The organism is Brachyspira sp. (genome assembly GCF_050873525.1).
Lineage (GTDB): Bacteria > Spirochaetota > Brachyspiria > Brachyspirales > Brachyspiraceae > Brachyspira.
In genome coordinates, this window is record NZ_JBNMIZ010000083.1 from 1 (window position 1) to 10,967 (window position 10,967).

At 30.0% G+C, this 10,967-nt stretch carries 13 protein-coding genes; 10 read left to right on the forward strand and 3 right to left on the reverse strand.

Features of this window, described 5'->3' with window-relative positions; translation table 11 throughout:
* The 5 genes from ACR0QS_RS06995 to ACR0QS_RS07015 all read left to right on the forward strand — a co-directional run.
* Nucleotides 1–1,837 (forward strand): hypothetical protein (locus tag ACR0QS_RS06995; protein WP_432632725.1); only part of this gene is annotated, 1,837 nt, incomplete at its 5' end.
* 4 nt (nt 1,838–1,841) lie between these two features.
* Entirely contained in the window at nt 1,842–3,140 is a 1,299-nt protein-coding gene (locus ACR0QS_RS07000) for a hypothetical protein (protein ID WP_432632726.1), read from the forward strand.
* 2 nt (nt 3,141–3,142) lie between these two features.
* Complete coding sequence (locus ACR0QS_RS07005) at nt 3,143–3,715, forward strand: OmpA family protein (protein ID WP_432632727.1); 573 nt, start codon at nt 3,143–3,145, stop codon at nt 3,713–3,715.
* Nucleotides 3,716–3,771: 56 nt separating this feature from the next.
* Nucleotides 3,772–4,785 carry a hypothetical protein gene (locus tag ACR0QS_RS07010; RefSeq protein ID WP_432632728.1) on the forward strand — a complete coding sequence of 338 codons (1,014 nt, stop codon included), beginning with the start codon at nt 3,772–3,774 and terminating at the stop codon, nt 4,783–4,785.
* A 2-nt stretch (nt 4,786–4,787) separates the two neighbouring features.
* On the forward strand, nt 4,788–5,612 hold the full coding sequence (locus ACR0QS_RS07015; RefSeq protein ID WP_432632729.1) for a hypothetical protein: 825 nt from the start codon (nt 4,788–4,790) through the stop codon (nt 5,610–5,612).
* Nucleotides 5,613–5,614: 2 nt separating this feature from the next.
* Here the strand turns inward: ACR0QS_RS07015 and ACR0QS_RS07020 are convergent, their stop codons facing one another.
* Nucleotides 5,615–6,685, reverse strand: a complete 1,071-nt coding sequence (locus ACR0QS_RS07020; RefSeq protein WP_432632730.1) for a mannose-1-phosphate guanylyltransferase — start codon at nt 6,683–6,685, stop codon at nt 5,615–5,617.
* Between the two features lie 66 nt (nt 6,686–6,751).
* A complete protein-coding gene (locus ACR0QS_RS07025) occupies nt 6,752–7,933 on the reverse strand; it encodes a M20 metallopeptidase family protein (protein ID WP_432632731.1) in 1,182 nt (393 codons plus the stop codon).
* Nucleotides 7,934–8,237: 304 nt separating this feature from the next.
* On the opposite strand from ACR0QS_RS07025, the gene ACR0QS_RS07030 reads away from it, so the two are divergent.
* The 5 genes from ACR0QS_RS07030 to ACR0QS_RS07050 are packed head-to-tail and all read left to right on the forward strand — an operon-like array spanning nt 8,238 to nt 9,966.
* Entirely contained in the window at nt 8,238–8,492 is a 255-nt protein-coding gene (locus tag ACR0QS_RS07030) for a PepSY-like domain-containing protein (RefSeq protein ID WP_432632732.1), read from the forward strand.
* 35 nt (nt 8,493–8,527) lie between these two features.
* Nucleotides 8,528–8,803, forward strand: coding sequence for a PepSY-like domain-containing protein (locus ACR0QS_RS07035; RefSeq protein ID WP_432632733.1), 276 nt, complete (start codon nt 8,528–8,530; stop codon nt 8,801–8,803).
* A gap of 11 nt (nt 8,804–8,814) precedes the next feature.
* Nucleotides 8,815–9,066: a PepSY-like domain-containing protein gene (locus ACR0QS_RS07040; protein ID WP_432632734.1), complete on the forward strand. Its 252-nt coding sequence runs from the start codon at nt 8,815–8,817 to the stop codon at nt 9,064–9,066.
* Between the two features lie 18 nt (nt 9,067–9,084).
* On the forward strand, nt 9,085–9,516 hold the full coding sequence (locus ACR0QS_RS07045) for a PepSY-like domain-containing protein (protein ID WP_432632735.1): 432 nt from the start codon (nt 9,085–9,087) through the stop codon (nt 9,514–9,516).
* Nucleotides 9,517–9,534: 18 nt separating this feature from the next.
* A complete protein-coding gene (locus tag ACR0QS_RS07050) occupies nt 9,535–9,966 on the forward strand; it encodes a PepSY-like domain-containing protein (protein ID WP_432632736.1) in 432 nt (143 codons plus the stop codon).
* Nucleotides 9,967–10,086: 120 nt separating this feature from the next.
* Here the strand turns inward: ACR0QS_RS07050 and ACR0QS_RS07055 are convergent, their stop codons facing one another.
* Nucleotides 10,087–10,932, reverse strand: a complete 846-nt coding sequence (locus ACR0QS_RS07055; RefSeq protein ID WP_432632737.1) for an Rpn family recombination-promoting nuclease/putative transposase — start codon at nt 10,930–10,932, stop codon at nt 10,087–10,089.
* Nucleotides 10,933–10,967 lie beyond the last annotated feature (35 nt).

Genomic DNA, 10,967 nt, shown 5'->3' on the forward strand with positions numbered 1-10,967 from the left:
ATACTATACTATACTATACTATACTATACTATACTATAATTATATAGTTTCAAGTAAAAAATGCAAAAATCTTAAAATTTGTCTATTTATAATTTTATTATTATTTAACATTTCATGTAAAAAAGTCAATATACTCGCTCCTACTTATATACCTCAAAATAGTAAATTCCCATCGCCTCCAAAAGACGGCAATATTGAAGATGCAAATATAGAAATCGACCCTAAACCAGCGCAAGACGGAGAAGTTTTTGGAAACTTTCAAAGAAAATTCAGATATAAAAATAAATGGTATATAATGGCGGGCAATATTTATCAATATAATGCGGATACTAAAAACATAACTCTTAAGGGAAATAACGCTTTACTCGAATTGGATGATAATGGCAACTTAATAGTTTATAGTAAAAATGTAGATTATAAAATTTGGCAGCATTTACACAATATGAACATTATAGACGAAAATCAAGTATGGTATCAGGATGAAGGAATACAAAACGGAATGGGAACTTATTCATTGGAAATAAACAATAGAAAAATTGGCAACGCTCCTCATAATTTTCAAATAGCCGTTTATAGTAATAATTTATCTTATCATTCTTCAGATTTATTAAATTGGAATACGCGCGGAAAAATAGATAATATAGCTATGAGATTTCCTTCTGGCAGTCCGTTTCCATTCAACAACGCTTGGTATCCAGGGTATTATGACGAGTTTCATAATGTTTATTTTAAGGGAAAATTATATGTTCTTGGCGGAGGGCAAAGCTGGTCTGGAAGTCCTAATAACAGAAATTTCAAAAAACTTAAAGTAATAGACTGGGGTAAGGACGGTTATAATTCTAATAATTGGGACTATTTTGATTATCCTTGGGGAGATTCCTCTTATATTTCGGTTTATATGGATGAAGAAAAATTATATGTTCAACAAATGGGTAATTACTGGTGGCGTTTTTTATATACTAGAGACGATACGGATTATTATACGCCTGCCTACAATCGTTTTGTTGGAAATATCTATTCTACAACTGGAAAAATAATTATCAAAACTAATATAAGTTATAATTATGTATATGACCGCGATGGAAATTTTAAAGAAACAATTACCAACGAATCCTATGTTACCAATATCGAATGGAAGCAGGAAAATTTTACTTCGGACCTTTATAATAAAGAAGTATATACTTATCAACATTATTTAGCTGGACCTAAAATTAATCCGCATCCTACAACTCCGAATCCTCCCGATTGGATTAAAGATATAGATAAAGAAAGATATTATAAGACAGCTTCCCATTATAGTAAAACATATTTTAACGGCAAATATTATTATCTGCCTATTCCTCCTCATCAAGAAATATATAAAGCCGCTTATAATGGAGAAACAAATTTTACAGTATCGGAAGAACATTTAAAGAATTTGGGTAAAAATCAGTTTATGGCAAGTTTGGTTAATCCTACCAACGCTAAAGAAGAAGATTGGAAATTAATAAGTCCTTTGAAATATACGGGACATTCTCTGGTTTGGCAAATTGGAGCTGAAAATATGCTTTTCAATTTAAGTAGCGGAAAAATGTTGCAATTAATGGATTATTCAAAAATGGAGGATTTCGCTAATAATAATTATAACTCGATTATAAGCGAATTAAGAAAAGAGGCAAAAAGATATAGAGAATACGCTGAAAATTCTACATATAGCGGTTATGGAGAATATTATCAAGCTATGTATTATGAAGCGCAGGCGGACATATTGGAAGCGATTATGAAAAATACGACTATAGAAGTTATAAAACCTGACGAGGCTATGACTCATTATGAAATAGATTTTATGTATAATTAGATTTATGATTAAATTAATAAGAATAATTATATTCGCTATCGTATTTAGCGTAAACCTTTATTGTCAATATGGCAGAGGATTGCATTATTCTAATTTTCTTAACGCGTATTTGGAAACTACGGGAATATATAACAATATACCAAAAGAAACTTTAGACAGTTTAGTAAAAAATACTCAAATAAACGATTTATTTGAAAAATGGAAAGGAACTCTAAAATATGAAGATTTTTTAGCCATAGGGAATTTGGACGCGGGCGATTTATTAAACAGCGCATATGGAACTAACGAAACTATTATATTAATAACTGGAACTACGGCTGGTTTTTTGGAAGCGGCTAATATGCAGCTTGAAACCGCATCGTCAATCGCAAATTCTCTAAAAAGCAAAATTTCTTTCAACGCCAACTCGGGAAATAATAACGGGCTTTTAATTCCGATGCATACTCCGCTTGGAAGTTTCGGGCTTAATCTTTATGTCGATACTCCGATTTTTGATATAATGAAAGCAAAAACTTATCCCGTAAATACAACGGATAATAATCAATATGAGGAAATAAGCGATTATAAATCAATTTCAGAGGCGGCAAAATATATTCCTATTCCTCATTTAAACGCGTATTTTCAAATTAATTTCGGACCAGTTCCATTGTCGCTTACTTTAAGAGGAGGCGGAGCTTTTGGCTTCAAAGTATTATTTGCTACCATTATAAACGATGTTGAAGTCGAGGCTATAGGCTATAATTTCGGTTTATCGCTCAAGGCTTTTTTATTTAGAACAGAATATTTTTTCGGAGATTTTAGAACGGATTTTAATTTTGAATCGGGTAAAATAGGTTTAAGAGTAAATAAAAGATATGTTTATGTTCCGTTAAAAGTAGGCTATCCGAAAAAACAGGGAGGCACGGATACGGGAGTAGTATTCAACGGAAACGCTTTTTTAGAATCAAAATGGAAAGCTTATGCCATTAGTCCAAAATTTGTCGTAGGTTTTAAGTTTAAAGATAGAGTTCCAAAAGTTCAATATTTTTCCGCTTATTTTTCGCTCGGAGCGGATATAACTTACGGAATAGTCGATTCGCAAATAGGAATAAACGGAATCGGAAGCTATGCCAATATTGAAGGACATACTTTGGAAATAAACGATTTAAATGTTCCGACTTCTTTTAATAAAAGAGATTTTTGGCATTACGATATGAGAATAGGTTTTCATTTCGATATATTTTTTCAGTCCATATCTATCGAATATTCAATTTTTGGAAAGCAGTTTTCTTTTCAAATAATTCCAATAAATATAAGGTTTTAATTATGATAAAGAAAATAATATTATTCATAATTACGCTTTTGTGTTTGGTTTCATGCATTAAACTTTTTGTTCCCGAAGATAGAATTTATTTTAAGAAAAAAGAAAGGACTTATAAAACAAATGAAAAAATAAAATTGGTTAAAGAAAATATAGGAGTTTCAATAGAATTTTCAAATGAAATATATTACGATATTGGAGAGACGCAATATAAAAATAATTATACTTATCCTTATATATTAAACGAAGTGATTAATTTTTTGAAAGATAACGAGGATGTCTTTTTAATTATTGAAGGGCATGCCGACACTTTGGCTTATAAAAGTAAAAAAGTTAATTATATGATTTCTGTAAATAGAGCTTTGATAGCGAAAAATTATATAATAAAATATATAGACGAAAACAGAATAAAAACTTATGCCTATAGCGACACAAAACCGAAATACGAAGAAGAAAAAGACAAAAACCGAAGAGTCGACTTTATAATTATTGAAGACGAAAAAGAATTAAAAGAATACGATAATTTTTATTCAAATTATATGAATGATTTTCTAATCGAAATCGGATTAATAAAATAATCTTAACATATTTAATTTATATGATATAATTAAAACAATATTTATCAGAGTATTTTATGATTTCAAAAAAAATTAAGAAGTTAAGAAAGTTTTTTATTTTAATTATTTCAATTATTTTATTTTCGCCCGCGTTATTTTCGGCTAATATTTCCTCAAAACATTCTTTATCAATTTTAAATTCTTCAAGTTCGAGAGATAGAGGAATAATGAATTCTGGATTTTTAATTTCAAAAGATTCTTCCGCTTTGTTTATTAATTCTTCTTCTTTAATGAATTTAATAAGAGATTCAATTAATTTAAATTATACTATGACTCCGAATTTCAAAGAGGAATATATATTTAACGCTTCATATTCCCATACGGATAATGTTTACGCTATAGGAATCGGTTTGGCATCCGAATTAAATAAAATAAAAACTTATAATATTTCGGGGCAAATAGAAAACGATATATTGAGCGGAAATTATTTAATAAATATAGGAGCGGCTTATATGATAAACGAAACCTCTTATATTGGCGGAAATATTAAAGCCGTTATAAATAATTTTGACGATTATAATATATTCGGCGGATTTTTAGATTTGTCTTATATGCAGTCAATATTCAATCCCGCATTAAAAATAGGAATCGGAATAAAAAATTTTGGTTTTTACGATAAAGTATTTGCGGCGATAGATACCGATATAATAACTTCGATTGCCTACGCTAAAGAAGATTCAAGTTTTACGGTTGCTTTGGAATATGATATATCAGTTCCGTCAGTCAGCCATAAAATATCGCTTGGACTCGAAGCTATGATAATTGACTTTAATAAATTGGGTTTATTTAATTCAAATATAGATTATGACGAGTTGCCCGAAAGCATTTTAGACGAACCGAGCCACATGCAGAAAAGACATTTAACAAAACTGCCGAGCGGAATTTTAGGAAGACTCGGAATAGGAAATAAAGGAGTTTCTTTAGGCTTATCCTTATATGTCGATTTATTCAGATTGGATTACGCGATAGTTTTCGATAATTTTAATAAGAATAATATTTCGCATGATTTTGGATTGAGCTTTATGTTTTAATTATGCCACAGGTTTGCAAACAAAAAATTTCCAATACTCAAAATTGCGACAGAGAAGAATATAAAGACGGATTATGCATAATTCATCATAACGGAAAAAATAAACCCGCGAATATTTTTAGAAAAATAATAAGAGACGATATATATAGAGGATTTTATAATTTCTCTTATATGATTAGCTACGATGGATTTAGTCTGGAAGAATTAAAAATTGAAAATGACGCGGAAATAATATTTAGAAATTCTTATTTTGCGGGACCTTTTCAAATAAAAAACAGAGATTTAAAAGCTTCTTTCGATTTTACGGACGCCAATTTTGATTCGGGATTATTTATAACATTGTCCGATATTAGAAAAGAAATAATAATAAAAAATTCAAATATATCGATGGATTTAAATTTATCTTTATGCAATTTCGATTCTATAATTATTGACAATGCAAAAATTAATTGCAAAGCCGATTTTTCAAATTCTTATATAAACGGAAAATTGGAATTCAATCATATTCATTTTAAAGATAATTTAAATTTTCTTAACGCGATTTTTAGAGACGATTTTGCTTTTCAAAATATAATTGTAGAAAAAGATATTGATTTTAGAAACTCCGTATTTTTTAAGAAAATGAAATTTGAAAATGTGGAATTCAAAGGAAATTTCAAGCCAGCGGAAATAATAGATAACGATAAAATAGAATTGAAAAATGTTTTAATCAACGGCAAATTAATTGAAAATAATCAAAAAGAAAAAGAAGATAAAAAGAAATTAGAAAAAATTAAAGAAGCGAAAGAAAAAATATATAAGAAAACGATTTTAAAAGAAAAAGAATAAAATTATAAATATTTTTTATTGCCTTTCAATTCTTCTTTCTCTCTTATATCTTTAAGTATTTCTTTTATTTTCGCATCCTGATTGTCCGAATATATCAAAAGCGCTCCGTTCGATTTTACAATGGTTAAATTATTTATTCCGTCAACCGTTATAAAATCGTTATCATCGTTTATTATTATATTATTTTTGGATTCTTTAGTATAAACATTTCCTATTATGACATTATTATCTTTATCTTTTTCATGTATTCTTCCAAGCGCGGAAAAAGCTCCCAAATCGTCCCAAAAAAATTCCGCTTTTATGCATATAATATTTTTTAATTTTTCCATTATTCCCCTGTCGAAAGAAATTTTTTCTATTTTTGAAAATATTTCTTTGGCTTTCTCAAAATTATTTCTATTATTAAAAGATTCTAAAACTTTATTATAAGTGTCGGGCATTAAAGATTGAACGGCATTTAAGACGCTTTCAATATCCCAAATAAACATTCCGCCATTCCATAAATAATTTCCGTCTTCCAAAAATTTTTTAGCGTTTTCAAAATTTGGTTTTTCTACAAATCTCTCGACATTATATTCGTTGTCTTTTATATTATCCGCTAATTTTATATAGCCATATCCCGTTTCCGCTCGATTCGGTTTGATTCCCACTATAATAGTTTTTTTAGTTTTTGAAGTCGTTTCAATCGCTTCTTCAACCGTTTTTGTAAATAAATCTTCTTCTTTTATAATCGGGTCCGCGGGAAGAATAACTATAATTGAATTTCCAATTTTTTCTTTTATCGTTAAAGCTCCCAAAGTAACCGCCGCCGCGGTATCTCGTCCCAAAGGTTCGTAGATTATATTTTCTTTTCTAAAATTTGGTATATATTGACTGAAAGCCTCTTTGTATCTTATTCCCGTTATTATAAAAATGTTTTCTTCGTCCGTTATTTTTGACGCTCTTAAAATAGTTTTTTCTATTAACGATTTATTATCTCCGATTTTCAAAAACTGTTTTGGTTTATTTTCACGGCTTAAGGGCCAGAGTCTTTCGCCAATTCCTCCCGCCATTATAAGAACGGATTTTTTCATATTTTATTCTCTCTATAATATTTTATGAATATTATTATATTGCAAGCATATTAAAAAATCAATAATTTATTTAGAATCATTCAAAAAATCAAAGCTCCAGTTTGCCATAAGTTCGGCAGGCATATTTAATTTGCTTTCATTGACTTCAAATTTGCTATTATGATTAGGAATATTTTTTTCGGTAACTGTGGAAAATAAAGCGAAACAACCAACGACTTTTTTAAGATAATAAGAAAAATCTTCTCCTCCCATCGAAGGATTAAAATATTTATTCCAAACCGCTTCTTTTGAAAATAATTTTTCCGCCGTTTTTTTGACGCTTTCGGTAATATTTTTATCGTTATTCGTCACGCATGCATATTCGACTAATTCTATTTCCGCATCTCCGAGCATCGATTCGGCAATGAGTTTTGATTTTTCTTTTATTCTTTTGATAAAATAATCTCTTAATTCGTTATTAAATGTTCTTATCGTTCCTTCTATTTCAACCGTATCGGGAATTACATTAAAAGCGCTTCCTCCGTTTATTCGGCATAATGACAATAAAACCGTTTCCGAAGATTTTATTTCTCTCGTTATTATAGACTGAAGTCCGTTAATAATTTCCGCCGATATTACTATAGGGTCAACTCCTAAATGCGGATAAGCTCCATGAGTTCCTTTTCCTTTGACTCTTATAATAAGCTGGTCTGCGGATGCCATAATCGGTCCTTCCTGCAAAATAAAAATTCCGTTCGGAGTGTCTGGAGCAAAATTTCCAATATGAATTCCGAATATTGCCGAAACATTTTTTAAAGCGTTTTCTTCTATCATTATTTTTGCGCCCGTTCCTATTTCTTCTCCCGTTTGGAATAAAAGTTTAATCGTTCCGTTAATTTTATCTCTATTTTCAGAAAGTATTTTTGCCGCTCCCAATAATATCGCCGTATGAACATCATGACCGCAAGCATGCATATTATTATTGCATGATTTATATTCAAAGTCCGTTTCTTCTTTAATCGGCAAAGCGTCCATATCCGCTCTTAAAGCTACGGTTTTATTATTTTCGTTTTTAGTTTCGCCTTTTATATAAGCGATAATTCCCGAATCTTTTTTATTTTTCGTATATTCTATTTTAAGTTCGTCCAATTTATTTATGACAAATTCTCTCGTTTGTGGAAGATTTTCTCCAAGTTCGGGAATCGAATGCAAATATCTTCTGTTTTTAATTATATAATCGAGTATTTCTTTAGAATTATATTTAAGCATTATTTTTCCTTTGTTTTTTATTGATTAAAAAATTTAAAAATTATTTTTTTATTATATATCTTTATTTAAAATTATAAGAGAATTATTAATTAAAAATATAATTTAAAGTAAAATTGATTTACATTTAATAAAAAAATTTTTTCAACCTTAAAAAAATGTAGTATTTGTATTATTTTAACTATCAAGTTTTCTAAAAATGTTAAAAATAGGCAAATTTTTTTGTAAAAATACTTGACAAAATCAAATTTTTTTCCTATAATATAAATAGATAGAATAAATAACTTTAAGCGAAGGAGGCTTAAAAATGACAAAAAGATTTATATGTGTTTTAGCGGTTCTAACGGTTATGGGTTCGGCTTCATTATTTGCCGACTGGTATATTCCGTTGGACCAAGTGCCAGCTGCGGTAATAACGACTGCTAAACAGACTTATCCGCAAGCTGAAGTGTGGGCTGTAAAGATGGAACATTACAATGTCTATGAAGTGAAGATGTCCAATATGATGGAACTTTACATAGATATTAATGGCAATCTTTTAGGGCAAGATTTTGACGACTAATTATACGGAACGACTAATAATTAAGGAGGTATAAAATGAAAAGATTAATATGCGTTTTAGTAGCTTTAACGGTTATCGGTTCGGCTTCGTTATTTGCCGACTGGTATATTCCGTTGGACCAAGTGCCAGCCGCGGTAATGGCTACCGCTAAAAAGACTTGTCCAGAAGCAGAAGTATGGATGGTTGAAATGGAACACTATAATGTCTATGAAGTAAAAATGAGCAATTTCATGGAACTTTATATAGATATTAATGGTAATCTTTTAGGACAAATGGGACCAATGGGTCCTTATGGGATAACTAATAATTAAGGAGGTGTAAAATGAAAAAATTAATATGCGTTTTAGTAGCTTTAACGGTTATCGGTTCTGCTTCGTTGTTTGCCGACTGGTATATACCGTTGGACCAAGTGCCAGCTGCGGTAATAGCGACTGCCAAAAGAACTTATCCGCAAGCTGAAATATGGATGGTTGAAATGGAACACTATAATGTCTACGAAGTGAAAATGAGTAATTTCATGGAACTTTATATAGATATTAATGGAAATCTATTATACCAAAAATGGGACGATTAATTATAAGGAGATTTTAAAATGACAAAAAGATTATTATTGGTTTTAGGTTTAATTTTAGGTTTAAGTTCGAGCATGGTTTTCGGAGATTGGATAGTTCCAGTTTCTTCATTACCGCAAAAATCAAGAGCTTTTATAAACTCTACTTTTCCCGGCGTTCAAATATGGAAAGTTGAAAGAGACGGCGGAAAATTTGAAGTAAAACTTTCAAACGGCGTTGATATTGATTTTTATATGACGGGCGATTGGAAAGACATAGACGGCGAATGGGTTAGCATTCCATTTAGCGTATTGCCAGCGGCGGTTGCGAATACGGTTAAACAAACTTATCCTCAAGCTATGATGGTTTCGGTAGAAAAAGAATGGGGAAACTACAAAATAAAATTAAACAACATGATGGAGCTATATGTCACTGGAAGCGGACAGCTCATGGGACAAAAATTTGACGATTAATTTTAAAGAGGTTTCAAGATGACAAAAAAATTGTTAGTTTTATTTTTAATTTTGGGTTTGAGTTCGAGCATGGTTTTCGGAAAAGGTTGGATAGTTCCCGCTTCCGAATTACCTCAAAAATCAAGCGCTTTTATAAGTTCTACTTTTCCCGATACTCAAATATGGAAAGTTGAAAGAAAAAAAGACAAGTTTAAAGTAAAACTTTCAAACGGCGTGGATATTGACTTCTTTATGACGGGAGACTGGAAAGATATAAAAGGCTACTGGACAGCCGTTCCTTTTAGCGTATTGCCAGATGGAGTCGCAAGCAGGATAAAACAAACTTATCCGCAGACTATGGTGGTGAAAGTTAAAAGAGAATGGGGAAGCTATAAGATAAGATTAAACAACATGATGGAGCTATACATAACGGAAAACGGACAGCTCATGGGACAAAAATTTGACGACTAATAAGCGTTAAAATAAGGAGGCAAAAGAGATGTCGTTATAAAACGGCGTCTCTTTTTTATTTTATAATAAATAATAATCTCATGCAAAAGTTTTTGATTTATTTTTTATAAAGAATAAAATTTATAGTTTTTTAATTTCGTCAATAGTTAAGCCAGTTATTTCGCTTATAAGGTTAATATCCATATTTTTATTTTTCATTGATTTTGCTATTGAAATTGCTTTATTTTCTTCGCCTTCTCTCATTCCAATTCGTCTTTCGTCTGCAAGCATTATTTTTTTATCGTATTGATAGAGTTCTTTTTTTTCGTATTCAGACATCATTAATTGATTTCTTATAAAATTATTATATCGCTTGTGAGCCTCTTCCATTATAGGTTTTTCTTTTACTATCTCTGACATATACGCCTCCATGTTGTTAGTTGTAAAGAAACCTAACCAGCAGTTTAAATCTTTTGGCAGGTTATTATCTTTAAATTTAAATTTCTTTAATTCTATCATATGTATTTGCAAATGGTCGGTTAATAATCTTGCATTTTTTGTATCATAAATCATGTAACAGCTATGCACATTATTTCCTTTTTTATTCAAATTAAAATTAAGCAAATTAATACTTATAACGGGATTTAATTCCTCATACTGTTCGCCTTTCTTTAAAAGTTTGCTATAATTCGTAGCCCAATAATAAAGTATTCTTTCGGGAAATCTAGAATTGCCAGATAATTGAACTTCAATGATTACAATCGTTCCATTTTTTGTAATGCATTTCACATCGACTATTGTTTCTTTGTCTTTATAATTACTTTTCAAATTAAACGGGTTCAATATTTCAACGGCTTTAAAAGTTTTCATGTCGGCGCTAATCATAACAGCGTTTATAAAATCAAGCAAAACTTTTTCGCCGCCTTTATCGGTAAAGAAATACCGAACAAAACAATCATTTAATGCATTAAAAGGTTTATTGTTCATAAGGATATTATAACAGAATAATTTTATTTGTCAAA

Coding starts and splice junctions, on each gene's coding strand:
- ACR0QS_RS07000 (WP_432632726.1), top strand. CDS start 1,842: ATGATTAAATTAATAAGAATAATTATATTCGCTATCGTATTTAGCGTA.
- ACR0QS_RS07020 (WP_432632730.1), bottom strand. CDS start 6,685: ATGAAAAAATCCGTTCTTATAATGGCGGGAGGAATTGGCGAAAGACTC.
- ACR0QS_RS07030 (WP_432632732.1), top strand. CDS start 8,238: ATGACAAAAAGATTTATATGTGTTTTAGCGGTTCTAACGGTTATGGGT.
- ACR0QS_RS07045 (WP_432632735.1), top strand. CDS start 9,085: ATGACAAAAAGATTATTATTGGTTTTAGGTTTAATTTTAGGTTTAAGT.
- ACR0QS_RS07015 (WP_432632729.1), top strand. CDS start 4,788: ATGCCACAGGTTTGCAAACAAAAAATTTCCAATACTCAAAATTGCGAC.
- ACR0QS_RS07010 (WP_432632728.1), top strand. CDS start 3,772: ATGATTTCAAAAAAAATTAAGAAGTTAAGAAAGTTTTTTATTTTAATT.
- ACR0QS_RS07005 (WP_432632727.1), top strand. CDS start 3,143: ATGATAAAGAAAATAATATTATTCATAATTACGCTTTTGTGTTTGGTT.
- ACR0QS_RS07050 (WP_432632736.1), top strand. CDS start 9,535: ATGACAAAAAAATTGTTAGTTTTATTTTTAATTTTGGGTTTGAGTTCG.
- ACR0QS_RS07025 (WP_432632731.1), bottom strand. CDS start 7,933: ATGCTTAAATATAATTCTAAAGAAATACTCGATTATATAATTAAAAAC.
- ACR0QS_RS07055 (WP_432632737.1), bottom strand. CDS start 10,932: ATGAACAATAAACCTTTTAATGCATTAAATGATTGTTTTGTTCGGTAT.
- ACR0QS_RS07040 (WP_432632734.1), top strand. CDS start 8,815: ATGAAAAAATTAATATGCGTTTTAGTAGCTTTAACGGTTATCGGTTCT.
- ACR0QS_RS07035 (WP_432632733.1), top strand. CDS start 8,528: ATGAAAAGATTAATATGCGTTTTAGTAGCTTTAACGGTTATCGGTTCG.